The 24165-nt window shown below is 72.0% G+C and carries 21 protein-coding genes; 10 read left to right on the top strand and 11 right to left on the bottom strand.

Features of this window, described 5'->3' with window-relative positions; translation table 11 throughout:
• Nucleotides 1-62 precede the first annotated feature (62 nt).
• The 3 genes from JGS22_RS18655 to ybaK all read left to right on the top strand — a co-directional run bounded on the left by JGS22_RS18655 (nt 63) and on the right by ybaK (nt 3344).
• Complete coding sequence (locus JGS22_RS18655; RefSeq protein ID WP_211038954.1) at nt 63-1706, top strand: oxidoreductase; 1644 nt, start codon at nt 63-65, stop codon at nt 1704-1706.
• Between the two features lie 118 nt (nt 1707-1824).
• A complete protein-coding gene (locus JGS22_RS18650; RefSeq protein ID WP_211038953.1) occupies nt 1825-2562 on the top strand; it encodes an LON peptidase substrate-binding domain-containing protein in 738 nt (245 codons plus the stop codon).
• 278 nt (nt 2563-2840) lie between these two features.
• The gene (gene ybaK / locus JGS22_RS18645; protein WP_211038952.1) at nt 2841-3344 is read left to right on the top strand and encodes a Cys-tRNA(Pro) deacylase; all 504 of its coding nucleotides are present in this window, start codon (nt 2841-2843) and stop codon (nt 3342-3344) included.
• A 152-nt stretch (nt 3345-3496) separates the two neighbouring features.
• On the opposite strand, the gene JGS22_RS18640 is transcribed toward ybaK, so the two are convergent.
• The 4 genes from JGS22_RS18640 to JGS22_RS18625 form a co-directional block, all read right to left on the bottom strand.
• On the bottom strand, nt 3497-4303 hold the full coding sequence (locus tag JGS22_RS18640) for a hypothetical protein (protein WP_211038951.1): 807 nt from the start codon (nt 4301-4303) through the stop codon (nt 3497-3499).
• A 179-nt stretch (nt 4304-4482) separates the two neighbouring features.
• On the bottom strand, nt 4483-5379 hold the full coding sequence (locus tag JGS22_RS18635; protein WP_211038950.1) for an ABC transporter permease: 897 nt from the start codon (nt 5377-5379) through the stop codon (nt 4483-4485).
• 106 nt (nt 5380-5485) lie between these two features.
• Nucleotides 5486-6454, bottom strand: coding sequence for an ABC transporter ATP-binding protein (locus JGS22_RS18630; protein ID WP_211038982.1), 969 nt, complete (start codon nt 6452-6454; stop codon nt 5486-5488).
• Nucleotides 6455-6592: 138 nt separating this feature from the next.
• On the bottom strand, nt 6593-7810 hold the full coding sequence (locus JGS22_RS18625) for an NYN domain-containing protein (protein WP_211038949.1): 1218 nt from the start codon (nt 7808-7810) through the stop codon (nt 6593-6595).
• A 280-nt stretch (nt 7811-8090) separates the two neighbouring features.
• Here JGS22_RS18625 and JGS22_RS18620 point away from each other — a divergent pair, with 280 nt between their 5' ends.
• Nucleotides 8091-8246, top strand: a complete 156-nt coding sequence (locus JGS22_RS18620) for a hypothetical protein (protein WP_211038948.1) — start codon at nt 8091-8093, stop codon at nt 8244-8246.
• 241 nt (nt 8247-8487) lie between these two features.
• Here the strand turns inward: JGS22_RS18620 and dnaE are convergent, their stop codons facing one another.
• Nucleotides 8488-12030, bottom strand: coding sequence for a DNA polymerase III subunit alpha (dnaE, locus tag JGS22_RS18615; RefSeq protein ID WP_211038947.1), 3543 nt, complete (start codon nt 12028-12030; stop codon nt 8488-8490).
• A 244-nt stretch (nt 12031-12274) separates the two neighbouring features.
• Here dnaE and JGS22_RS18610 point away from each other — a divergent pair, with 244 nt between their 5' ends.
• Nucleotides 12275-12988, top strand: a complete 714-nt coding sequence (locus tag JGS22_RS18610) for a hypothetical protein (protein ID WP_211038946.1) — start codon at nt 12275-12277, stop codon at nt 12986-12988.
• Nucleotides 12989-13137: 149 nt separating this feature from the next.
• The gene (locus tag JGS22_RS18605; protein ID WP_211038945.1) at nt 13138-14007 is read left to right on the top strand and encodes a thioredoxin domain-containing protein; all 870 of its coding nucleotides are present in this window, start codon (nt 13138-13140) and stop codon (nt 14005-14007) included.
• Nucleotides 14008-14251: 244 nt separating this feature from the next.
• Here the strand turns inward: JGS22_RS18605 and JGS22_RS18600 are convergent, their stop codons facing one another.
• A complete protein-coding gene (locus tag JGS22_RS18600; protein ID WP_211038944.1) occupies nt 14252-14647 on the bottom strand; it encodes a hypothetical protein in 396 nt (131 codons plus the stop codon).
• 374 nt (nt 14648-15021) lie between these two features.
• Between JGS22_RS18600 and JGS22_RS18595 the strand changes: the two genes are divergently transcribed.
• On the top strand, nt 15022-16713 hold the full coding sequence (locus tag JGS22_RS18595) for an alkaline phosphatase D family protein (protein ID WP_211038943.1): 1692 nt from the start codon (nt 15022-15024) through the stop codon (nt 16711-16713).
• A gap of 160 nt (nt 16714-16873) precedes the next feature.
• On the opposite strand, the gene JGS22_RS18590 is transcribed toward JGS22_RS18595, so the two are convergent.
• Nucleotides 16874-17899: a CopD family protein gene (locus tag JGS22_RS18590; protein WP_211038942.1), complete on the bottom strand. Its 1026-nt coding sequence runs from the start codon at nt 17897-17899 to the stop codon at nt 16874-16876.
• A gap of 211 nt (nt 17900-18110) precedes the next feature.
• Here JGS22_RS18590 and JGS22_RS18585 point away from each other — a divergent pair, with 211 nt between their 5' ends.
• Together JGS22_RS18585 and JGS22_RS18580 are read left to right on the top strand one after the other, a co-directional pair.
• Nucleotides 18111-19211, top strand: coding sequence for a serine/threonine-protein kinase (locus JGS22_RS18585; protein ID WP_216815033.1), 1101 nt, complete (start codon nt 18111-18113; stop codon nt 19209-19211).
• 54 nt (nt 19212-19265) lie between these two features.
• Nucleotides 19266-19487 (top strand): hypothetical protein, encoded by a 222-nt coding sequence (locus JGS22_RS18580; protein WP_216815032.1) that lies wholly within the window; start codon nt 19266-19268, stop codon nt 19485-19487.
• Nucleotides 19488-19536: 49 nt separating this feature from the next.
• On the opposite strand, the gene JGS22_RS18575 is transcribed toward JGS22_RS18580, so the two are convergent.
• Nucleotides 19537-20130, bottom strand: a complete 594-nt coding sequence (locus JGS22_RS18575; RefSeq protein WP_308405744.1) for a dienelactone hydrolase family protein — start codon at nt 20128-20130, stop codon at nt 19537-19539.
• Nucleotides 20131-20240: 110 nt separating this feature from the next.
• Here JGS22_RS18575 and JGS22_RS18570 point away from each other — a divergent pair, with 110 nt between their 5' ends.
• Nucleotides 20241-21299, top strand: coding sequence for a mechanosensitive ion channel family protein (locus JGS22_RS18570; RefSeq protein ID WP_211039741.1), 1059 nt, complete (start codon nt 20241-20243; stop codon nt 21297-21299).
• 96 nt (nt 21300-21395) lie between these two features.
• Here the strand turns inward: JGS22_RS18570 and JGS22_RS18565 are convergent, their stop codons facing one another.
• The 3 genes from JGS22_RS18565 to JGS22_RS18555 form a co-directional block, all read right to left on the bottom strand.
• Entirely contained in the window at nt 21396-22361 is a 966-nt protein-coding gene (locus tag JGS22_RS18565) for an RluA family pseudouridine synthase (protein ID WP_211039740.1), read from the bottom strand.
• A gap of 88 nt (nt 22362-22449) precedes the next feature.
• Nucleotides 22450-23043: a signal peptidase II gene (lspA, locus tag JGS22_RS18560; protein WP_211039739.1), complete on the bottom strand. Its 594-nt coding sequence runs from the start codon at nt 23041-23043 to the stop codon at nt 22450-22452.
• A 34-nt stretch (nt 23044-23077) separates the two neighbouring features.
• Nucleotides 23078-23911, bottom strand: coding sequence for a TraR/DksA family transcriptional regulator (locus JGS22_RS18555; RefSeq protein WP_211039738.1), 834 nt, complete (start codon nt 23909-23911; stop codon nt 23078-23080).
• Between the last annotated feature and the right edge of the window lie 254 nt (nt 23912-24165).

Raw genomic sequence — 24165 nt, 5'->3', positions numbered from 1 at the left:
GCGGAGCCCGTCACGCGGTGGGTTCGTGGGAGCAGGGGGATGTCGAGAGTGGGGGACCTGGAGTGAGCGAGCCGCTGGACGACGGCGAGCCGCCGGCAGCGCTGCGGTTGACCCCCACGGAATGGGCGATGTGGCAGGCGTTCCGCAACGGCAGCAGCTACGACCTGCGCACCGGCGATCTTGTCGAGGACGATCCGAACGGCATCCGGCCCTGGAGCGAGCGCCGCACCGTGCGCGCCCGGATCATCGCGCTGCTGCTGCTCCACGGTCCGCCGCCGCTGCTGGGCAGGGTCGCCGCGCTGCATCTGGCGGGCGCCCAGATCATCGGGCGGCTCGATCTGTCCGGTGGCTCGGTCCAGCCCTTCTTCGAGCTTCGGCACTGCCGCTTCGAGGAGGAGGTGCTGCTCGCCGAGTGCCGGCTGAGCACCGGTCGCTTCATCGGCTGCCGCATCCCGCGCCTGGAGGCGGCCCGGGTGAGCACCGACGGTGATCTGCACCTGCCGCGCTGCACCGTCCCCGGTGGCATCCGGCTCACCGACGCGAGCATCGGCACCGACCTGATGATGAACGAGGTCACCGTCGCCGGCGGCCGGCGCGGACGGGCGGTGGCCGCCGACGGGTTGACGGTCGGTCAGGACCTCCAGGCCAGCCTGCTGCTGGCCAGCGGCGAGGTGTCGATGCGCGGGGCGCGGGTGGGCGGCTCGCTCTTCATGTACGGCAGCGAGCTGAGCAACCGCCGCGGCCCGTACGCCCTGCACGCCCCGCAGTTGCAGGTGGAGAGGTTCGCGCACTTCGCCGCGTTCGGGCCCTCGGGAGCGCGGCACATGCTGAGCATGACTCCCCCGACCGGCACCCGCTTCCCCCAACCGGGCCGCACCACCCCGCCACCGCCCGTCGAGCCGCCGGACCCGCTGGACCCACCGCTCCAGCACTTCCACTGCATGGGCGGGATGAAGCTGGACGACGGCCGGTTCGGGGACTCCCTCGTGCTGGACCGCGCCCGGGTGGTACTGGAGCGCGGGCAGGAGCTGTCGTTGCGGCGGGTGCAGACGCCCGAGCTGTGCTTCACCCCGGAGCGGATCAGCCGGGGCCGGGTGGTGCTCTCCGGCGCCACCGTCGGCAACCTCGTGGACCGTGCCTCCAGTTGGCCGGTGAACGAAGGCCTGTGGATGGCCGGCTTCAGCTACGAGCATCTGATCCCGCTCGGCCCGTTCCCGCTGGAGGAGCGGCTGCGGTGGGTGGCGACGGCGACGCCCGAGTACTCCGCGGAGCCCTACGAGCAGTTGGCCACCGTGCTGCGCAACAGCGGCGAGGACGCCGAGGCGCGGCGCGTACTCCTGGCAAAGCAGCGGCGGCGGCGCGAGACCCTGCCGCTGGCCGGGAAGCTGTGGGGCTACCTCCAGGACTGGACGGTCGCCTACGGGTACAAGCCGGGCCTGGCGGCCGTGTGGATGGCGGTGCTCTGGGCCTCGGGCACGGTGTACTTCAGCGCCAACAAGCCCGAGCCGCGCGGCGACGAGGGCCCGCACTGGGACGCGGCGCTGTACGCCCTCGACATGCTGCTGCCCGTCATCGACCTCGGCCACGACTCGGCCTGGCGGCCCGAGGGCCACTACCAGTGGATCGCCTCCGCGCTGATCCTGGCCGGCTGGGTGCTGGCCACGACGGTCGCCGCCGGCACCACGCGCCTGCTGCGCAGGCAGTGAGCCGGGCCCGTCAGCACCGCGGACCGCCCGCGCAGCCCGGCGGAGGCGGCGCACGGCCACCGCGGTGGCGCGCCGGTGGGCGCACGGTGGCGCACCACTGCCGTTAAGCTGCCCGACTGTGACGACGCACCTGCCGCTGTTTCCGCTGAACACCGTGCTCTTCCCCGGTCTCGTGATGCCGCTGAACATCTTCGAGCCGCGGTACCGGGCGCTGGTGCGGACGCTGCTGGAGACCTCCGAGGACGAGCCGCGGCAGTTCGGCGTGATCGGCATCCGGGAGGGGCACGAGGTCGCGCCGACCGGGTCCGGGCTGCCGGACGAGGACGACCGGCCCGCCGGCCCCGCCGACGGCTTCGGCGCCGACCCCGCCGACTCGTTCTTCTCCGTGGGCTGCGTGGCGGACGCCTCGAACATCCGGGAGCGGGAGGACGGTTCGGGCTACGAGCTGCTGGCGACCGGCACCACCCGGTTCACGCTGCGCTCGGTGGACGCGAGCGGGGACCATCTGGTCGGTGAGGTCGAGGAGCTGCCCGAGGAGGACGGCGACGGCGCCGCGGCGCTCTCGCAGGGCGTGCTGCGCGCCTTCCGCACGTACCAGAAGCGTCTCGCGGGCGCCCATGAGCGCAGCCTCTCCGGCGAGCAGGAACTGCCGGAGGACCCGTCGGTGATCTCCTACCTCGTCGCCGCCGCCTCCGTGCTGGACACCCCCACCAAGCAGCGGCTGCTCCAGGCGCCGGACACCGCGACCCGGCTGGCGGACGAACTGCGGCTGCTGCGCCGCGAGTCGGCGCTGCTCGGCAAGCTGCCCTCGCTCCCGGCCACCGACCTCACCCAGCAGCCGACCTCCCCCAACTGACCCCTTGGTGGCGGAAGTCCGGATCGCGGGCAGGCACGTACGGGCGGAGGCCGGCGCGTACGTGCGAGGCGTGGCGGGCGGGTACGGGACGGGCTGGAGCGCTTGCGGGCCGGGCCTGCGGGTGTGCCCGCGGTGTGCGCCGCTCCCCCGGCGTCGGCAACTCCCGGGCACAGAGCGGGAATTACCGTGAGGAGCCCCGACACCGCGCCGTGCACCCGTCGTACAGGCGTTCCGCACATCCGTCCGTTCTCACCGCGCACGCCCCGGGAGGGCACCGCATGGCCCGCAAGAAGACAGCCACCGCAGGCACTCCGGCGACCGTCGCCCTCACTCGGGCGGGGATCGACTTCACCGTGCACGGCTACACGCACGACCCGCGGGCGGAGGACTTCCGCTCCTACGGCGAGGAGGCCGCGCAGGCGCTCGGCCTCGATCCGAGCCAGGTCTTCAAGACCCTGGTGGCGGAGGTCGACGGAAAACTGACCGTGGCGGTGGTACCGGTGTCAGGCTCACTGGACCTCAAGGCGCTCGCCGCCGCGGCGGGCGGCAAGCGCGCCCAGCTGGCGGTGCCCGCGGCGGCCGAGCGCGCCACCGGCTACGTACTCGGCGGCATCTCGCCGCTCGGCCAGCGCAGACGACTGCCCGCGGTGGTGGACTCCTCGGCGCTGGACCATCCCACGGTGTGCGTTTCGGCCGGACGCCGCGGGCTGGAGATCGAACTCTCGCCGACCGACCTGATCGGCCTCACCGGGGCGCGTACGGCCGCCATCGGCCGCGGCTGACCCGGCGGCCGGGCGCCGCGGGCGTCGGGCTGAGAACGCCGAGCACGCTGCCGCAGGGCACGTTCCCGGCGCTCCGAACGGGATCGGCCGCGGGCCTGCCCGGGCCCTGAAGCGGGCTCGGTGCGGACAGCCGGTCGCCTCGGCGACTGCGCTCAGTACGAACGACCGGGCCCTTCGGGCGACTCCGGCGGACGGTTCCCCCCGTACGGGTGCCCGTGCTGGTCCGGCTGCCCGAGGTGGGCGTCGCCCGGCGCGGCTCCCGCGTCCGGGTGCGGGCCGTACCCACCGGCGTGCGGGTCGCCGGCGGCCGGGCCCGCGGCCCAACCGGTGTGGACGGGAAGGGTCGGCTCCGGGTCGCGCGGGCCGAAGAGCGCGGTCACCAGCAGATGTGCCAGCAGCGCGGCAAGGGGCCAGACCAGCAGCGCGATCGTGGCGTGGAGTTCGAGCGGCCCGTCGAAGGACTTTCCGCGTCCGGTCTCCGCCGCGACGGCGGCGAGGTCCCCGCTCGGGCCGAGCAGCGAGCCCACCACCCGTCCGAGGAACGCGGCCAGCGCACTTCCGAGGGCGAGTCCGACGACGACTCCGATGCCGCCGCTGCGGCGGAGGAGAAAGACCAGCACTCCGCTCAGCAGCCCGAGTCCGGCGGCGAGCGCCACATAGACGCCGTCCACGCTGACCGAGTCCTCGCCCTCGGAGTTCAGCAGGAAGGCCTGCTTGCCGTCCGAGAGGTACGGGACGTTCGGGGCGAGCCACCACCAGAGCAGGCCGAGGAGCACGCCGCAGAGGGCGACCGGGACGGCGACCAGCGCGAGGTCGCGCAGCTCGCCGGGGCCGGTCGGCCCGGTGGTTTCGGCGTCGGGGGCGCCGGGCTCCGCGGTGCCTGCGGCGGCGGAACGCTCGCCCCACGGGTCGTAGGGCTGGGACGAACCGTCTGGGGATGCTGGGGTCGGTGAACTCACCCCGCCATCGTGCCAGGCTCGCTCGCCCGACCCGCCGCGGGGGACGCCCGTACGGGGGCGGCGCTCACGGCCGCCCGACCGCCCTCCGGACGCCTCGCGCGGCGTCCTCGCACAGCGGTGGAGACCCGGCGCGGCTCGGACGACGGGCGCGGTCGGCGCCGCTGTTCAGCGCGCCGCGCTCAGCGGACGGCGGCCCGGCGGTACGCCCAGGCGGCCAACACCAGCGTGACAACGCCGACCGCCGCGCTGACCGCGAGGTTGAGCAGTACGTTCACCCAGTCCGGGTCCGGCTGGAAGGTCGCGATCATCGCCTCGACCCCGTACGTCGAGGGCAGCAGGTCCCTGGCCCACTGGAGCGCCAGCGGCATCGAGGAGGCCGGCAGCACACCCAGCAGCAGCGCACCCGACATCCCCAACTGGCCGCACAGCGTAGCGAGTTCGGGACGCGGTGCGAGCAGACCCAGCAGCGCGCCGAGGCCCGCGAGCGCGGCGCCGGAGAGCGGGATCACCGCCGCCAGCACCCACAGGCCGGTCACCGGAAGCTGGAAGAGCACGCACCCCGTCACGGCCGTGACGATCACGCCGGGGACGGTGAAGGAGGCGTACGCCCCCGCCGTGCCCAGCACCACCGCGGCGGGCGGTACGGGCAGCGTGGCGTAGTGGTCGAGTCCGCCGGAGGCGCGCAGGGCGCCGAAGTACTGGGCGAGCAGGTTCAGTCCGACGAACGCCACCACCAGCACGCTGGCACCGGCGACCACCGCACCCGTCTCCTCGCTGAGACCGCCGGAGACCACACCGCGCATCAGGATCATGATCCCGACCGACTGGAAGGTGGCGACGAAAAGCAGCGGGATGCGCGCCACCCGCGCCCGGGAGAGCTGCGCCCGGTAGACGGCGCCGAGCGAGGGCCACAGTTTGGCGCGGGGCGCGAGCGGCTGCTCGGGGCCCGTACCACCGCGACCGCCCGCGGCGGCGGCCGGCGCCGGGGACGCGGAGCGCCCGCCGAGGGCGGGGGCGCCAGGGACGCCTGTGGGCTCGGACGGGGATGCGGCGGTCCTCGAGGAAAGTGTGGTCACGCTCTCGATCCGTACCTTCCCTGCGGTTCACGGCCCTCGGGCGGACGTTCCACCGCGTTCGCGGTGGCGGGGCGGTTTGCCCCGGGTCGACCCGGCCTACACGTTCTCACATCCGCACCAGGCCCTCGCCACGGCCACCGAGCGCCAGGTACACGTCCTCCAGGCTGGGGGTGGCGAGGGTGAAGTCGTCGAGCGCGGCGAAGGCCGCACCACCCGTGACGGCCGCGACCGCGGTGCGCGCCTCCTCGGGCGGCATGCGCAACGTCCAGCGGCGGCCCGTGCGTTGGGCGTGCTCACGCAGGGCGGCCACCTCCGGGATGTTCAGCGGCGGTTCCGAGCGCCACACCAGGTCCAGGCGCACATCGTCGCCGACGACCGCCTTGAGCCCGCCGGGGGTGTCGCAGGCGATGACGCGGCCCCTGTCGAGCACCGCGACGCGGTCGAGCACCGCCTCCGCCTCCAGCACGTTGTGAGTGACCAGCAGCACGGTCGTACCGTGCTCCCGGCGCCTGCGGTCGATCGCGGCCCACACCGAACGCCGTGCCAGCGGGTCCATACCGGTTGTCGGCTCGTCCAGCACCAGCAACGGGCGGTCGCCGACCAGGGCAGCGCCCACGCAGGCGAGTCGGCGCTCGCCGCCGGAGAGCCTGCGCAGCGCGCGATCGGCGAACGAGCCCAGGCCCAGCTCCGCCATCACGGCGGAGGTCTCCTTGCGGGCGTGCTCGGCGTCGCGACCGCGCAGCCGTGCGGTGGTCTCGATCGCGAGTGAGACGGTCAGCTCGTCCAGCGCGGAGGACTCCTGGCCGAGATAGGCGAGCAGCCGGGAGGCGCGGTCGGGGTGGCGCACGAGATCGTGGCCGAGCACCTCGATCCGCCCGGTGTCGGGCCGCAGCAGACCGGTCAGCTGACGCACCAGGGTCGATTTGCCGGCGCCGTTGGGGCCGAGCAGGCCGAAGACCTCACCGGCCCGGATGCTCAGATCGACCCGGTCGGTCGCGCGTACCGCCTCGGTGGCGGCACGTCCCCGGCGGGCCCGGCGGGCGGGATAGCTCTTCACCAGACCGGTGACCGCCACCGCGACGGGCGGCGCCGCGGGTTCTTCGGGCGAGCCGTCGGCCCTGCCGGTGTCCCGCTCGTCCTCGCTGAGTTCCTGTGCGCCGTTCTCCACGAATCACGAGGGTACGCGCCCGCGGACGGGCGACCGTACCCGGCCTCAGCGCTGCCCCGGGCTCTCCTGTGCGGCGGTCGGGGGGTGCTCGGTGCCGGTGCGGTCGCTCACCTCGCGCCAGAAGCCGGCCCGGATCGCGTACCGGTCGTCCTCGTCGATCTGGTCGTCCTTGTGCGCGAGGAGACCGAACCTGGCGGCGTAGCGCAGGAGTTCACCGTCGATGCGGTGCGGGATGCGCGGGTACTGCACGGACAGCTGGCCGAGGTCGCCGCGGCCTCCCAGCCGGATGATCCAGCGGCCGGCGAAGACCTGGCCGACCTCGTAGGGGTCGCCGCTGACCGTGGTGATGTCCTCTTCCCGGTCCGCCCAGCGCTGCTCGGCGGTGGTGAGCTGGGCGAGAGTGGGCAGTCCGGCGACCTCCGGGGACTCCGGCGAGGTCCCGCGGTCGGACCAGCCCTTGTCCGAGGACCAGCGGAGAGTGGCGGGCGAGGGCGGCGACTGGTGGGCGGCGGTGTGCCGGCCCAGCGCGGCCAGGTCCTTGGGGGTGGGGACGCCCTTGTGCTCGGTGTCTGCCTCGTCCTCCTGCTCCGGCTCCGGGGCGGGCGGCGCGGTCCCGTTCTCCGCCGGGGCCGCGGGCGGCTCCGGCAGCGGCGCGGAGAGGATGGCCGCGATGTCGGGCCGGGTCGCGGGCTGCGGTGCGAAGGGCCCCGTGGGATCCTTCGCGCGCACCGCACGGGTGATCCACATCCGGTCGAGCACGCGGCGCTCGTCGGCCTCCGCGACAAGGTCCTCGGACTGGTTGTAGTCGCCGTCCGCCGCCTGCACCGCCCACAGGTGGACGGCGACGCCGTGCTCCTTGGCCGACATCAGACCCGGCAGCAGATCGCCGTCGCCGGTGACCAGCACAATGTCGGAGCAGGCGCGGTTGCGCGCCAGCTCGGTCAACTCCGCGTGCATGGCGGCGTCGACGCCCTTCTGCGCCCAACGCCCCTCACTGCGGGTGAGCGCACCGAGCCGTACGGTCACGCGCGGCATGACCCGCAGCCGCCGGTGCTCGGGTTGCGGCACCCGGTCGGGCGCACCGTCGAACCAGTAGATCCGCAGCAGGTCGCGGCCGGTGTCGGACTCGGCCCGCTCGCGCAACCCCTGGATCAGCGAGGAGTGGTCGACAGTGATCCGGGAGCGCATGGGCTCACCTGCGAGGAGACTCGCGGCGGCGCCCAGCAGATACCCGGCGTCCACGAGAACGACGCAACGGTCCACGGTCCACCCACTTTCGTCTCACCGCACGGGCCACCGGGGCGGCCAGGGCGTATTCACGTCGAGTCTGCCCGACCCTAACCGGCGTTAACTGTCGGAACTCGATCTTCGGCGTGGCGGGCCGCAGTTGGCCTCCGGCCCGACCACAGCCGCACCGTACGTCCACGGCGCGACCGGAACGAACCTCGCAGCCGCACCGCGAGGCGAAGTGACCGATATGCGAAGAATGATGGGTCATGCGAATCTGAACTCGGCCATAGTTCCGAGGACCCGGGAGGTCAGCATGGCCAAGAACAAGAACCGTGTGCCGCACAGACCCGAGGACCGGGCCAAGTCCACGCAGGAGCAGGGCAGAAGCTCCGAGGAGCAGCTGGAGTCCGGCCAGGGCACCGGCAAGATGGAGCGCAAGCGGCAGTCGAAGAAGTTCGGCCACAACTGACCGTCCCGTCGGCCGTCCTCGACGACGATCGGCCGCCGCCGAGACCCGCGCCGCCCGTACGCCCCGGCCCTCCCGCCTGTGCAGCAGGCCCTCCCGGCGGGACGGCCCCCGGAGCGGGGCGGGCGCGAGCAGGCACCGGCAGCCAGGCGGACGGCAGTGAGTGAGGGGCTCCCCGGCGGGGGAGCCCCTCACTCGTGCGTACGGACCGACCGCTACCGGCCGCCGGGCCCCGGCGCCGCGCTCAGCCGGCCAGGCAGGACGGGCCGAGCAGAGCCTTGAGGTCCCCGAAGAGCGCCGGATCGGCCGTCACCCGGTGCCGGTCGAGCCGCAGCACGGTCGTCTTGCGCGCGCCCTGGAGCTTGACCCGCACCTCGGTGGCGCCGCGGTGGTGGCCGAGGACCTCTCCCAGCCGCTCCACCAGCGGCGGGGTGATCTTCACCGTCGGAATGGTGATCGTCACCGGGGCGTTGGCGGACGCCTCGCTGAGGTCGGGGATCATCAACTCCATGGCGACCAGGCGCGGCACGTCCTCGCGCTTGTCCAGCCGGCCCTTGACGAAGACGACCGCGTCCTCCATCAGCTGGGTGGACACCAGCTGGTAGGTCGCGGGGAAGAACATGCACTCGATCGAACCGGCCAGATCCTCGACGGTCGCGATCGCCCACGCGTTGCCCTGCTTGGTCATCTTCCGCTGAAGTCCGGAGATGATGCCGCCGATGGTGACGGTCCAGCCGTCGCTGTACTCACCGCCGGTCAGCTGCGAGATCCCGGCGTCGGCCTTCTCGTTGAGCACGTGCTCGATGCCGAAGAGGGGGTGGTCGGAGACATAGAGGCCGAGCATCTCCCGCTCCTGGGCGAGCAGATAGGTCTTCTCCCACTCCTCCTCGGAGAACTCCACGTCCAGACCGAAGCCGGGACCGTCGTCCGCGGCGGCGTCGCCCATGTCGCCGAAGAGGTCGAACTGGCCCTCCGCCTCCTTGCGCTTGACCTGGACGACGTTGTCGATCATCGGCTCGAACTGCGCGCTGAGCCCCTTGCGGGTGTGGCTCATCTCGTCGAACGCGCCCGCCTTGATCAGCGACTCGACCGTGCGCTTGTTGCAGACGACGGCCTCGACCTTGTCCAGGAAGTCGGGGAAGGAGGAGTACTTCCCCTTCTCCTTGCGGCACTTGACGATGGAGTCCACGACGTTCTGGCCGACGTTGCGCACCGCGGTGAGGCCGAAGACGATCGTGTCGTCGCCGCGCGGCGTGAAGTTGGCCTCGGACTCGTTGACGTCCGGGGGCAGGACCTTGATGCCCATCCGGCGGCACTCGTTGAGGTAGACGGCGGACTTGTCCTTGTCGTCGCGCACCGAGGTGAGCAGCGCCGACATGTACTCGGCCGGGTAGTTCGCCTTCAGATAGGCGGTCCAGTAGGTCACCAGGCCGTACGCCGAGGAGTGCGCCTTGTTGAACGCGTAGCCGGCGAAGGGCACCAGCACGTCCCAGACGGCCTGGATCGCCTCGTCCGAATACCCCTTGTCCCGGGCGCCCTGCTGGAAGTTGACGAACTCCTTCTCCAGCACCTCCGGCTTCTTCTTGCCCATCGCACGACGCAGCAGGTCGGCCTGGCCGAGCGAGTAGCCGGCGAGCACCTGGGCCGCCTTCTGCACCTGCTCCTGATACACGATGAGGCCGTGGGTGATCTCGAGGACCTCCCTCAGCGGCTCCTCGAGCTCCGGGTGGATCGGGACGATCTCCTGCTGGCCGTTCTTGCGCAGGGCGTAGTTGATGTGCGAGTTCATGCCCATCGGACCCGGCCGGTAGAGGGCCGAAACCGCGGAAATGTCCTCGAAGTTGTCGGGCTTCATCATCCGCAGCAGCGACCGCATCGGTCCGCCGTCGAACTGGAAGACGCCGAGGGTGTCGCCGCGCTGGAGCAGCTCGTAGGTCACCGGGTCGTCGAGGGTGAGATCGAGGAGCTTGATCTCCTTGCCCTTGTTCTTCTCGATCGCCTTGACGGCGTCGTCCATGATCGTGAGGTTGCGCAGCCCCAGGAAGTCCATCTTCAGCAGGCCGAGCGACTCGCAGCTCGGGTAGTCCCACTGGGTCACGACCACACCGTCGTTCTTCGGGGAGAAGACCGGAACATGGTCGATCAGCCGCTCGCTGGACATGATCACGCCGGCCGCGTGCACGCCCATCTGCCGCACCAGGCCCTCGATGCCGCGCGCCGCGTTGATCACCTTGGTGACGTCCGGCTCGTTCTCGTACATCGAGCGGATCTCGCCGGCCTCGCTGTAGCGCGGGTGGTCCTTGTCGGTGATGCCGGACAGCGGCAGGCCCTTGCCGAGCACGTCCGCCGGCATCGCCTTGGTGATGCGGTCGCCGACGGCGTAGGGGTATCCGAGCACCCGCGCCGAGTCCTTGATCGCGTTCTTCGCCTTGATGGTGCCGTACGTGCCGATCATCGCGACCTTGTCGGCCCCGTACTTCTCGGTGACGTACCGGATCACCTCGCCGCGCCGGCGCTCGTCGAAGTCGATGTCGACGTCGGGCATGGACAGGCGCTCGGGGTTGAGGAACCGCTCGAAGATCAGCCCGTGCTCGATCGGGTCCAGGTCGGTGATGCCCATCGCGTACGAGACGATCGAGCCCGCCGCCGAACCGCGGCCGGGGCCCACCGCGATGCCCTGCTCCTTGGCCCACATGATGAAGTCCGCGACCACGAGGAAGTATCCGGGGAACCCCATCTCGATGATGACGCCCATCTCGTACGCCGCCTGCCGCTCCCGGTCTGCGGGGACACCGCCCGGGTACCGGCGGGCCATCCCGCGCTTGACCTCCTCCTGGAACCAGCTCACCTCGTCGTACCCCTCGGGCACGTCGAAGCGCGGCATGAGGTTGCGCGGCTTGAACATGCCCTCGGTGTCGATCCGGTCGGCGATCAACCGCTGGGTGTTGAGACAGCCCTGCTGCCAGGCGTCGGAGTTGTCGATCGCGTACATCTCGGCGGCGGACTTCAGGTAGTAGCCGGAGCCGTCGAAGCTGAAGCGGTTGGGGTCGGAGAGGTTGCTGCCGGTCTGGATGCACAGCAGGGTGTCGTGGGCCGAGGACTCGTGCTCGAAGGTGTAGTGCGAGTCGTTGGTGACGACGAAGGGGGCGTCGAGCTTGCGGGCGATCTCCTCCAGCCCGGCCCGCGCCCGGCGGTCGATGTCGATGTTGTGGTCCATCAACTCGACGAAGAAGTTCTCCTTGCCGAAGATGTCCTGGAACTCACCGGCCGCCTTCAGCGCCTCGTCCATCTGCCCGAGCCGGATACGGGTGGACACCTCGCCCGAGGGGCAGCCGGTGGTGGCCATCAGGCCCTCGGAGTACTCCGCCAGCAGCTCACGGTCCATGCGCGGCTTGCGGAAGAACCCCTCCAGGCTCGCCCGGGACTGGGCCCGGAAGAGGTTGTGCAGGCCCGTGAGGTTCCGCGACCACATCGTCATGTGGGTGTACGCGCCGGCGCCCGAGACGTCGTCCCGCTTCTGGTGCGGGGCACCCCACTTGACCGGCCGGGTGTAGCGGCGGGACTCCGGCGCGACGTACGCCTCGATGCCGACGATCGGCGTCACTCCGGCCGAGGTCGCCTGGTGGTAGAAGTCGTAGGCGCCGTGCAGGTTGCCGTGGTCGGTCATGGCGATGTGGGACATCTCCATCTCGCCACATGCCTTGAACATGTCCTTCAGTCGCGCCGCGCCGTCCAGCAGCGAGTACTGAGTGTGCACGTGCAGGTGCGTGAACGGCTTGTCGGTCACGGTGCGAGCCACCTCCGGCGGGGTCGATCCTGGGCGTGGGGAAGTCTACGGCGGCCGACTGACAACACGGATACCCGCAGGTCGGCGAGGTGTGCGGCGCCGAACGGCCGCCCGCCCCCGCACGGTTGACGGACACCGCCGAAGGCGGGCGCGCGGCGGGTTGATCACGGTCGCGCTGCGGTGCGCTCACGGATCGGCCCTCCTCACCGGACGCTTACACCCCCGCGTGGCACACTCTCCTGCGATGGGTGCGAGAAGCGACGGTCCGGCCCCCGGACCACAACCGGCCTTCCGGGCAGCACGGGCCGCGGTGTTCACCGCGGTCTGCGTCACGCTGTCCGCAGGCACCCACGTACTGCTCTCCGGCGTCCCGGTGCCGCTGATCCCGCTGTGCGCGGTCGCGCTGGTGGTCTTTGCCTGCTCCTACGCACTCGCGGGCCGCGAACGCGGTTTCTGGCCGATCGCAGCGCTCTTCCTGCCGCTCCAGCTCGCCGCGGACACGGTCTTCACCACCGGACAACTGGCCTGTTACGGCACCGCCGGCGGCCCGGTGGTCGGACCGCTGCGCTCGATGGGCGTCCATCTCATCTGCACCGGCGGCGAGTTCGGCACCCCGCTGGCGCGGCTGGCCGCCGACCAGCCGGCCGGCGCCGCCCTCGGCCACCACCCCGCGGCGCCCTGGCTGCTGCTGAGCGCCCACCTCGTGGTCGGGCTGCTCGCCGCCGGCTGGCTGTGGCGGGGCGAACAGGCGCTTCGCGAGCTGCTGGTCGCTGCGGTCGCCGAGGCCGTACAGCTGGTGAGCCCGCTCTTCCGCCGGCCCTTCGGCGCGACGACGCCGGCCCCGCGCGGGCGGGCGGTGCGCACCGCACACCGTCCGCGCCTGTCCGGTGCTCTGCCGCTGCTGGTCCACTCCGTGGTGCGAAGGGGCCCTCCGGCGCGGTTCGCTCTCTGCGCCTGAGCCCTGCCCGACCGCGTCCCGCGGCGCCCACCCCCGTTGGTGCCCGACGCACGTCCGGGCGTGCGGGGTCTTGACGCACCGCGCCCCCTCGGGCACATCCTCTGACCGGCCCAGCCGGCCAACCCTTCACACCTCTCGGAGTTCTGACCATGAGCAAGCGCAACAGCCAGGAAGCCAAGCGAGTCGCACGCGAGCGGCTGCGTCTGGAGCGGGAGAAGCAGGCGAAGCGGGAGAAGATGCGCCGGCAGCTCACCGTCGCCGCCGCGGTCGTCGGCGCGCTGGCACTGATCGGCGGCGCGGGCTTCGCCGTCAACCAGATGATGAAGGACGACACCAGCGAGGCCCAGAAGCACTGGGACGACGCCGAGAAGGTGGCCGAGGGCGAGAAGACCGCCGGCCGCTACACCTCCTACGAGAAGCCCGACAACACCGCGGGCAAGCAGGGCGTCGACATCGTCATCGGCGAGAAGGACGCCAAGAACACGGTGACGATCTACGAGGACATGCGCTGCCCAGTCTGCGCGAGCTTCGAGCAGGCGAACGGGGAGACGGTCTCCAAGGACATCGATGACGGCAAGTACAAGGCCGAGTACGTGTTCGGCACCTTCCTCGACGACGCCGAGGCGATCGCGGGCACCGGCTCGCGCAACGCGCTCAGCGCGCTGGGCGCCGCGCTCAACGAGAGCCCCGAGGCGTTCATGGAGCTGAAGAAGATCTTCTACTCCAAGGACAAGCACCCCGAGGAGCGCAGCGACGACTTCGGCGACGACGGGAACCTGATCGAGCTGGCCCAGGGCGTCGAGGAGCTGAAGGGCAACAAGGCGTTCGAGAAGGCCGTCAAGAACGGCACCTACGACCCGTGGGCCGTCAACATGGACAAGAAGTTCGAGGCGGCCAAGGACGTCACCGGCACGCCGTCGCTCAAGGTGAACGGCAAGAAGATCGAGACCGGTCAGGGCACCGCCCCGATGGCGCCGCAGCAGTTCGAGCAGATGGTCCACGGCGCGCTGGAGAAGTAACCGAAGGTGTACCGATTCGGCCTGCGGAGGCCACCCTCCGCGGTTTCCGCGGGCCGAATCCGATGGACCGCACGTCGCACGTCGGGTCGAGTCGCCCCGCCGGACGCCGAAGCCCGGGAGCCCCTCGGCGCGTGCACGCGGCACCCGAGTCCGGTGGGTGGGCGGAGCCGTGGGCCCGGCGGTGCGTCAGGCGGTGCGTCAGGCGGTGCGTCAGGCCCGCCAACGGGCCGCCGGAGCACGGGAGTCAGGCGACGGCGCGCTCCAATGCGCACTTCTCCTGTATCCCCTTGGGGCCCTTCTTCAGACAGACCTTGATCGTGACCGGCGTTCCCTCGGGGATGTCGAAGGTCTGGCGTGCGCAGGAGTTCCCGGCGCCGCTGCTGTCCTCCGTCAGAGTGTGGTGGCTGCCTCTGAGGTCGGTCCACAGCAGCCGGCCGACGACTCGTCGTCCGTCGGCCTTCAGATCGCACACCCGGAGCGTGTCTCCGTGGTGGACGAAGGTGGCGCTGCCCGCCGAGTCCGCAGTGCGGACGGTGACGTCGCGCTTGGCCGGCGCGGAGTGCGCGGGGGCGCTCAACGCTCCGAGAAGCGCGGCGCCGAGCGCGCAGACCGTCACCGTACGACCGGTTCCACGATTCATGCCGTTCCCCTCCGCGGCCCCGGGCAGGTGGTACGCCACCTCTGCCCCGGACCGCCCCGCTCACCGGCCTCGCGCCGGGCCGCCGGACAGGTCGGTTCCGGCGTGCGGCAACGATACAGGAGCCCTCCTCGGCGGAATTGCCGGATTCCGCCCTATTCCACGCCACTTCACCGTGCGAACGGAACCCCTCGCCGAATCCGCACCCCGGCACCCGGCACCCCGGCACCCGAGTCCGCCCTGGGCTCGCGCCGCACCCGCCGCACCCCGAATTCCGAACACCGCGCCGCGAACGGGGAGTTGAAGTGCCGATGAATCCCGGCCCGCCCGGAACAGGCGCCCTACCCGCCGGTCACCGGCCGCCATAGTCTTCCGCCATGACGCCGAACGGGGACCACCACAAGCGCTCCGACAGATCTTCAACACCGCGCCGCCGCACGGTCGTTGCCGCCGCTGCCGGCGCGGGCGGCCTCGCGCTCGTCCCGCTCGCCGCGCGTGCGGCGGAGCGCGGGAGCGGCTCGGGCGGCACCGGGAGCGAGGACGCGCCCGCGTTCCTGCACGGCACCGCCTCCGGCGATCCGCTGCCCGACGGCGTACTGCTGTGGACGCGGCTGACCCCTTCCCCGGAGGCGGCACCCGGCTCCGGCAGGGGTGTCGCGACCGCCGTGGGCTGGGAGGTCGCGGAGGACAGCGGCTTCGGCAAGGTCGTCGCCGAGGGCAGCGTCACCACCGACGCGGCTACCGACCACACGGTCAAGGCCGATGTGCGGGGCCTGAAGCCCGACACCGCGTACCACTACCGCTTCACCGCCGCCGGTGTGCGCTCCCCGGCCGGCCGCACCCGTACCGCGCCCGCCGACGACGCCGCCGCGGACCGGCTCAGCTTCGGCGTGGTCTCCTGCTCCAACTGGGAGGCGGGCCACTTCTCGGCCTACCGGCACCTCGCCGAGCGCACCGACCTCACCGCGGTGCTGCATCTGGGCGACTACCTGTACGAGTACGCCACCGGCGAGTACGGCACACGCGGCACCGTCGTACGTCCCCACGAGCCCGCCCACGAAATGGTCTCGCTCGCCGACTACCGGACCAGGCACGGGCAGTACAAGACCGATCCGCATCTGCGGGCGCTGCACGCGGCGCACCCGGTCATCGCGATCTGGGACGACCACGAGTTCGCCAACGACACCTGGTCGGGCGGCGCGCAGAACCACCAGCCCGAGGAGGAGGGCGAGTGGAGCCGACGCGTGTCGGCGGCCAAGCAGGCGTACTTCGAGTGGATGCCGGTACGCCCCTCGGTGAGCGGCACCACCTACCGCCGGCTGCGCTTCGGCACCCTCGCCGATCTGCACCTGCTCGATCTGCGCTCCTTCCGCGACCAGCAGGTCGGCATCGGCGACGGCGACGCCGACTCGCCGGAGCGCACACTCACCGGCCGGGCCCAACTGGACTGGCTGAAGACGGGACTTGCCACTCCCGGCGCGCGGTGGCGGATGATCGGCACCTCGGTGATGATCTCCCCGCTCGCCTTCGGCTCGCTGCCGGCCTTCCTGCTCAAGCCGCTGCTCGAACTCATCGGCCTCCCCGAGGGCGGGCTGTCGATCTTCCCGGACCAGTGGGACGGGTACACCCACGACCGCCGCGAGCTGCTGGACCATCTGAAGGCGAAGAACGTGGACAACGCCGTCTTCCTGACCGGCGACATCCACATGGCCTGGGCCAACGAAGTCCCCGAGCACGCCGCCACCTATCCGCTCTCGCGCAGCGCGGCCACCGAGTTCGTGGTGACCTCGGTGAGTTCGGACAACCTCGACGACTACCTGCGGGCGAAGGAGGGCACCATCTCTCCGATCGTTGCCACCGCACTGCGCGCGGCGAACCGGCACGCCAAGTGGGTCGACTCCGACCAGCACGGCTACGGCGTCTTCCATCTCGACTCCGCGCACGCGCAGATGGACTACTACGCCGTCTCCGACAAGACCGACCCCGACGCCACCAGCCGGCACGTCCGCTCCTACCGCACCGCCGCGGGCACCCGGAAGCTGGAGCGGATCGACACCCCGGTCCGCTGACCGCCCGGCAGGGGGCGACGGCAGACGGCCCGGGCGTCGGGGCACGAGCGTCGCCGGCACGACCTCCAGGACCCGGTCCGCTGAACGCCCGGCGCTCTGGGCCCGCAGGAGTCGCCCGGTTCCGTACGGCCCGTCCGCCGCGGACGCGGGGCCGTACGGCTCAGAACCACGTCCACCAGAACGCCGCCCGGTAGAACACCGGCAGCGGCATCGCGGTCAGCAGCGCGGAGACTGCGACGACGACGAGCAGCACCAGCACCTCGGCCCGTGCGGGCGCGGCCACGGCCACCGGGTCGGCCTGGCCGCGCAGCCGCCGGCGGGCGAGCACCGCCAGCACCGCGACCGCGGCCACCAGCAGCACTTTCGCCAGCAGCACCCGCCCGTACGCGGTGGTGAGCAGGTCGTCCGGCGGCAGCCTGCGCGCGGCGCTGACCGCTCCCGTGACAGTGAGCGCCGCGAACAGCACCAGCGCGACCCGCGAGTACGCGCCGAGCAGGGCCGTGCCGCGGGCGGGGGCCGCACGGCGCCAGGCGTACAACACCCGCAGCACGTACAGCAGTCCGCCGGTCCACAGCGCCGCGCTGCCGAGGTGGACCAGGGTGAGCGCGCTGCCGAACAGCGGGCTGTGGACCTCGGGATGGGCCCGCAGCGCCTCCGCGAGGACCACCGCGAAGAGCGGCAGCGCGGCCAGGCCCGGACGTCGGCCGCCGGCGCACAGCCCCGCGGCCAGGAAGCCGTTGACCGTGATCAGGGCGAGTGCGCCGTCGCGGGTGCCGTAGAGACCGCCGACGTCCATCCGGGACAGGTCGAGTGTCACCAGGTTGCCGGTCGAGACGATCAGTGCGAGGCCGAGGGCCGCGAGGAAGCCGACCACCGCCGCCCCGGTCGCCCAACTCCCGGGCGCCGCGGGCTCGTCGGCCTCCGTCGGCAGGGGCAGCCGACGCACCAGCAGCAGCCCGAACAGTTCACCGGCGTGGACACAGAGCGCGCCGAGCATCAGTGTCCGCAGCGCGGTGACGGCCGTCGAACCGGGCGCCGTGCCCTCCCCCGTGCCGTCCAGCGCGATCTGCGGACCGAGCAGCGGCACCAGCAGCGCCACTGCCGGCAGGACGAGTACGGCGGCGGCGCGGCGGCGCGCCGGATCCCCGCGGCCGGTCGGTTCGGAGGTGGGTCTCGGAGTTGTCATCTCTGGTCTCTGCTCGCATGGTCTGCGCTCGCATGGTCTGCGCTCGCGTGATCTCTGTCCGCACGGCCCGTGCCCGCGGCTCGACGGGTGGGCCGGCGGGGCGGAGAACGTACGGGAACAGCGGGCCCCTGTCCGGTCATACCAGTTTCTACCGCATCAACTCGGGGGCCAGCGGCGGCAGTCGGCGCAGACGGGGCCTACGCTTCATCCCATGAGTGGGGGCAGCGCGGGCCGGCGCATCGACGGCCGCTTCGAACTGGTGGAACCGCTGGGCAGCGGAGGCATGGGGACTGTCTGGCGGGCCCGCGACCACGCGCTGGAGCGCGAAGTCGCGCTCAAGGAGGTGCGGGCACCCTCATCCTCCGCACTCACCGACGAGGACACTGCCTCCCGCAAGCTGCGGGAGCGGGTGCTGCGCGAGGCCAGAGCGCTGGCGCGGATCAACCACCCCGGCGTGGTGACGATCCACCACATCGTCGACCAGAAGCCGCACCCCTGGCTGGTGATGGAGCTGGTCCCCGGCGACAACCTCCACGAGCGGCTGGCACACGGCCCGTTGGAGCCGACCGTCGCGGCCCGGATCGGACGCCAGATCCTCGGCGCGCTCCGTGCGGCGCACGCGGCGGGCATCCACCACCGGGACGTAAAGCCGGCCAACGTGCTGCTGCGCGCGGACGGCAGCGCGGTGCTGACCGACTTCGGCATCGCTGCGGTGCAGGGCTCCACCTCGGTCACCGCCACCGGCGAACTCGTCGGCTCGCCCGAGTACATCGCCCCCGAACGCATCCGCTCGGCCGCCGACCACCCGGCCGCCGACCTGTGGTCGCTGGGCATGCTGCTCTACATCGCCGCCGAGGGCCACAGCCCGCTGCGGCGGGAGACCGCGCTGGCGACCCTGGCGGCGGTGCTCGACGAGCCCGTGCCCCCGCCCATCCGCTCCGGACCGCTCACCCCGGTCCTCAACGCACTGCTGGTGCGCGACCCGGCCGCCCGCCCGGACGCGGCCCGCCTCGACGCGATGCTCGCGTACGCGAGCATCGCGTCGAGGCGGGCCGCGTCCGGAACCCCCGGCACCGCCGAACGCCCCGACCGTCGGCTCCTTTCCCGCTCACCCGCCGGCGTCTGCCACGACCCCGCCGGGCTTCCGGTCGGCCGAGCCGTCGGAGGGTTCGTCGGCCCGATCGGCGCCGTTCTCGGGCGACTTGTCGGCGTCGCCCGGGGTGGTCGTACCGGTCTCGCCGGGCCCGGCCGTGCCGTCCCGGTCGCCGCTCATCAGCTGGAGGCCGCCGATGATGCCGCCGCCCAGCAGTAGCGCACCCACCGCGGAGCCCCCGCCGCCGTCCGGAAGTCCGTTCCGCAGGCGCGGGTGCTGCGCAGCGACGACCACGCGTCGCTGAACCCGGGCTACTGGGTGATCTACGCGCCCGGGCCGTTCGCCGGCGGCAAGGAGGCCGTGGCCTTCTGCGCGGCCAAGGGCCGTACCGGCTCCGGCGACTGCGTCGGCCGCTACCTCAGCGACGCCGCCGCCGACCGGGTCTACGTGTGCCACCCGCAGGGCGGCGGCAGCGGCAGGTGCACCCGCTCCTGACGAAGCCGCCGGGCGCCCTTCGGCAGGCACCCGACGGCGACGGGCGGTGCTAGGCGGCAGAGTCCCGGCTGCCGACCTCGGCGACGAAGTCCAGTGCACACCGCCAGGCCCGCTCGGCGGCCTCCTCGTCCCAGTCGGGCAGGCCGCGGTCGGTGAAGAGGTGGCCGGCGCCGCGGTAGTGGTGGACCTCGACCTCCGCGCCCGCCTGCCGCATCTGCAGGTACCAACTGCTCAGCCAGTCGTGCGATTCGAAGGGGTCCGGGTCCGCGACGTGCAGCTGCACCGGGAGCTCGTCCACGCTCGTGTCCTCCGCGAGGTCGGAGGTGCCGTGCAGCAGCAGGAGCCCGCGGGCGTTGCGGTCGGCGGTCGCCAGGGTCTGGGCGACGGCGGCTCCGAGCGAGAGCCCGGCGTACACCACTCCGCGCTCGGAGAGCCGGGCGGTCGCGGCGACGGCGCGGCGCAGCAGTTCCTCCCGGCCGATCTCGTCGGTCAGGTCCCGTCCCTCCTCCACGGAGTCCGCGACCTTCCCCTCGTACAGGTCCGGGACCTCCACCTCGTGGCCGGCCGCGCGCAGGCGCTCGGCTGCCTCGTGGACCGCGGGCCCGGGCCCGTGGACGGAGTGGAACAGCACAACGGTGGCCACGGTGTCACTTCCTTCACATCTCCCGCCCGGGGCCGCCCGGGACGTCCGGCCGCCCATCCTGCCAGGTACGGTCTGTGGTGCCCGAAATCCAATGAGGAGTCGAAAACACCATGGAATACGTGCTGCGGCCAGCCATTGTTTTCGGCGGCGCTCTCGTAGTCGCCTGGATCATCGCCTGGGCCGTGGACCGCGCCCTGATACGAGTCGACCGCCGACACCCCGAGACCCCGATGTGGGGTCTGCTGCGGGGCATCCGGGTACCGCTCCAGGCCGTGCTGTTCGTCGCCCTCGTCAGGGTCTTCTTCGACAGCACCGAGCTGGTGCGGGACGACCGCGAATCGGCCCAGCTGTGGCTGGCTGTGATCATGATCGGCGCCTCCGCCTGGCTGGCGATGCGAGTGCTGGGCGCGGTGGTCGAGACCGTCTCCGGGCGCTACGCGGGCGTGGCGAACGACGCCGCCAGGGCCCGCCGGGTGCGTACCCAGCTCACTCTCGTCCAGCGGCTGCTGACCGCCGTGGTGTGGGTGATCGCGGGCGCCGCGATGCTGCTCCAGTTCGACGCGATGAAGACGTTCGGCACCTCGATGCTCGCCTCGGCCGGCGTGCTCGGCATCGTCGCCGGCATCGCCGCCCAGTCCACCCTGGGCAATCTCTTCGCCGGCCTCTCGATCGCGTTCGGCGACATGGTCCGCATCGGCGACACCGTCGTCGTGGACGGCGAGTACGGCACCGTCGACGAGATCACCGTCTCGTACCTGGTGGTGCTCACCTGGGACGAGCGGCGCATCACCATGCCGGTCTCGTACTTCACCAGCAAGCCCTTCGAGAACTGGTCGCGCGGCGCCTCGCAGCTCACCGGCACCGTCTACCTCCAGCTGGACCACACCGCACCCATCGCCGATCTGCGCGCCAAGACCGAGGAGTTCGTGCGCAGCAGCGACTACTGGGACGGCAGGCGCTGGAGCCTGATGGTCACCGACTCCACACCCACGACGATCGAGGTGCGCGCCGCGATGACCGCCCGTACCCCCGACGACGTGTGGATGCTCCGGTGCGAGCTGCGCGAGGCACTGCTCGGCTGGCTCCAGGAGAAGCACCCCTCCGCGCTGCCGAAGATCCGCACCGCCGCCGAACCGGCCCTGCCCCAGCCGGAGTTCAAGAGCCTCTGACGCTCCAGCGGGAGGGCACGGCGCGGTGCGCACCCGGCAGGACGCGCGCTGCAGGCAGCCGCGCACCCGGAGTGCGAGGCAGCGCCGCCGGCGGAGTCAGGAGCTCTCGGCCCGGACCCGCTCCAACGCCTGCCGCAGGTCTTCGGAGTACTCGGTCCCGAACTCCACCCAGCGACCGTCCGAGGGGTGCTCGAAGCCCAGCCGCACCGCGTGCAGCCACTGCCGGCCGAGGCCGAGCCGCTTGGCCAGCGTCGGGTCCGCCCCGTACGTCAGGTCGCCGACGCAGGGGTGCCGGTGCGCGGACATGTGGACCCGGATCTGGTGCGTACGGCCCGTCTCCAGTTTGATGTCGAGCAGGCTGGCTGCCCGGAACGCCTCGACCAGGTCGTAGTGCGTCACCGAGGGCTTGCCCGCCGAGGTGACGGCCCACTTGTAGTCGTGCTGGGGGTGGCGACCGATCGGGGCGTCGATGGTGCCGCTCATCGGGTCGGGGTGCCCCTGGACGAGCGCGTGGTAGCGCTTGTCGACGGTGCGCTCCCGGAACTGCTGCTTGAGCCTGCTGTACGCACGCTCCGACTTCGCGACCACCATCAGGCCGGAGGTGCCGACGTCCAGCCGGTGGACGATGCCCTGCCGCTCGGCCGCACCGGAGGTGGTGATGGTGTACCCGGCCGCGGCGAGACCGCCGATCACCGTGGCCCCGGTCCACCCCGGGCTGGGGTGGGCTGCGACGCCGACGGGCTTGTCGATGACGACGATGTCCTCGTCGTCGTGCACGATCTCCATGCCGTCGACCGGCTCGGCGACGATCTGCACCGGGCCGGGCGCCGCGGGGATCTCCACCTCGAGCCAGGAGCCGCCGAGCACCCGGTCCGACTTGCCGGCCTCGCTGCCGTCCAGTCGCACCTTTCCGTCGGCAGCCAGTTCGGCCGCCTTGGTGCGGGAGAAGCCGAACATCCGGGCGAGAGCCGCGTCGACCCGTTCGCCCTCCAGTCCGTCGGGAACGGGCAGGGTGCGGAGCTCGGAGGAGCCGGGAACGGGCGCAGAAGCTGGGTTGGTCACCCGACCGAGTATGACGGACCGCTCGCACCGGCCGAGCCCGCCCCCCGACCGCCGGTCACCGGGCCACGGGCTCGCGGGCGCCGTCGCGTCAGTTGCGGTGGACGGTGCCGTCCGGGTCGAGTCCGCGGAAGGAGAGGATCACGATCAGGATGCCGCCGCAGACGATCGCGGAGTCGGCGAGGTTGAAAACCGCGAAGTTCTCGGGGGCGATGAAGTCGACGACCGCGCCCTCGAAGACGCCGGGCGAGCGGAAGATGCGGTCGGTCAGATTGCCCATCGCACCGCCGAGCAGCATGCCGAGCGCGATCGCCCACGGCGTGCTGTAGAGCTTGCGCGCCAGCCGGAGAATGACCACCACGACCGCCGCCGCGATCACCGTGAGCACCACGGTCAGCGCTTCCCCGACGCCGAAGGCGGCGCCCGGGTTGCGCACGACGTAGAACTGGAGCAGCGTGCCGACCACCTCGATGGGCGGCTCGTGCTCCAGCTTCGCGACCACCACGAGCTTGCTGGCCAGATCGAGCGCGTACGCCAGAGCCGCGACCACCAGGAGGACGGCGACCCGCCGCTTGCCGCTCGGCCGCTCGTCGCGGCCGGACTCCTCGGCGCCCTCGGCTCCGTCGGCGGCGCCGGTCTTCCGCTCTGGTGCTTCGTCGATGGCCTGCTCCGCCTCTGATGTCACGGGATGAGCGTACGACACGCCCCGTCGGGCGCGTTCAGCGGCGTTCCTGCCGCTGCTTGCACTCGACGCACAGGGTCGCCCGCGGAAACGCCTGCATCCTGGCCTTGCCGATGGCCTTGCCGCAACGCTCGCACAGGCCGTACGTGCCGGCGTCCATCCGCTCCAGTGCACGCTCGATCTGGTACAGCATCTCGCGGGCGTTGCCGACGAGGGCGAGTTCGTGCTCCCTGGTGATGTTCTTGCTGCCGGTGTCGGCCTGGTCGTCCCCGGCGCCGTCCCCGGAGTTCTGCATCAGCCCGGCGAGCGCCTCCTCGGACGCGGCGATCTCGCTCCGGCGCAGGCCGGCCTCGTCCTGGAGCTCCTTGCGCGCCTCCTCGACCTCCTCAGTCGTCCACGGCTCCTCTCCGGTGCGCACGGCGAGCTCGCCGGGAGCGACCGCCGTGCCGCGGGCCTGCGGCACCGCCGAAGGCTTCTGGGTCGTGGTCTTCTTCGCAGCCACCGTCCGGGCTCCTGTCTGCTGTGCGTCCGCCCGCTCGGCGGTCGCCCGCTTCGCGGTCTTCTCGGTCGCGGTCTTCTTCGCGGGGGTCTTCTCGGCGGTCTTCTTCGCCGCCGCCTTCTTCGCGGGGGCCTTCTTCGCGGACGGCTTCTCGGCCGTCGACTTCTTCGCCGCCGCCTTCTTCGCCGAAGCCTTCTTGGCCGCGGCCTTCTTCGCGGGTGCCTTCTGCGCCGTCTTCCGCTCGGGGGCGGGCGGTTTTGCCTCGTCCCCGACCTGCACGGAATCCTGGGTGGAATCGTCTGCAGCGCTCCGGTGCTCCTGCTCGGCCCCGCCGTCCGCCGTCGTCCTCGCGGCGGATCTGCCTGAAGTCATGGCCGCGACCCCTTAACACAGTGTGATCTAGCGAGCAAACGTGTCGAGAACGATAAAGAGACCCCAATCTTCTCGCAAAGGGGCACGCCGGACAAAAGCCTCACCGAGCGTTGCGCTGCCCGGACCCGCGTTGGCGTTGTGCCCTTCCGTACGCCGTGGAAACCGTTCGCAGGCGCTCCCGTGCGCCCCGTACACTGGCGGCAGCGAACGGCAGAGATGGGGACGAGTAGCGTCCGTACGCGGCCACGAGCGAC

Origin of the sequence: Streptomyces tardus (genome assembly GCF_018101125.2) — a bacterium.
GTDB classification, from domain to species: domain Bacteria; phylum Actinomycetota; class Actinomycetes; order Streptomycetales; family Streptomycetaceae; genus Streptomyces; species Streptomyces tardus.
The sequence above is the reverse complement of the archived record's forward strand: the minus strand, read 5'-3'. Positions and strand labels throughout refer to the sequence as shown.

What these genes read in the sequence shown, in the direction of transcription:
- JGS22_RS18570 (WP_211039741.1), top strand. Translation starts at nt 20,241, where the DNA reads ATGGAATACGTGCTGCGGCCAGCCATTGTTTTCGGCGGCGCTCTCGTA.
- JGS22_RS18620 (WP_211038948.1), top strand. Translation starts at nt 8,091, where the DNA reads ATGGCCAAGAACAAGAACCGTGTGCCGCACAGACCCGAGGACCGGGCC.
- JGS22_RS18555 (WP_211039738.1), bottom strand. Translation starts at nt 23,911, where the DNA reads ATGACTTCAGGCAGATCCGCCGCGAGGACGACGGCGGACGGCGGGGCC.
- ybaK (WP_211038952.1), top strand. Translation starts at nt 2,841, where the DNA reads ATGGCCCGCAAGAAGACAGCCACCGCAGGCACTCCGGCGACCGTCGCC.
- JGS22_RS18595 (WP_211038943.1), top strand. Translation starts at nt 15,022, where the DNA reads ATGACGCCGAACGGGGACCACCACAAGCGCTCCGACAGATCTTCAACA.
- JGS22_RS18605 (WP_211038945.1), top strand. Translation starts at nt 13,138, where the DNA reads ATGAGCAAGCGCAACAGCCAGGAAGCCAAGCGAGTCGCACGCGAGCGG.
- JGS22_RS18600 (WP_211038944.1), bottom strand. Translation starts at nt 14,647, where the DNA reads ATGAATCGTGGAACCGGTCGTACGGTGACGGTCTGCGCGCTCGGCGCC.
- JGS22_RS18590 (WP_211038942.1), bottom strand. Translation starts at nt 17,899, where the DNA reads ATGACAACTCCGAGACCCACCTCCGAACCGACCGGCCGCGGGGATCCG.
- JGS22_RS18610 (WP_211038946.1), top strand. Translation starts at nt 12,275, where the DNA reads ATGGGTGCGAGAAGCGACGGTCCGGCCCCCGGACCACAACCGGCCTTC.
- JGS22_RS18585 (WP_216815033.1), top strand. Translation starts at nt 18,111, where the DNA reads ATGAGTGGGGGCAGCGCGGGCCGGCGCATCGACGGCCGCTTCGAACTG.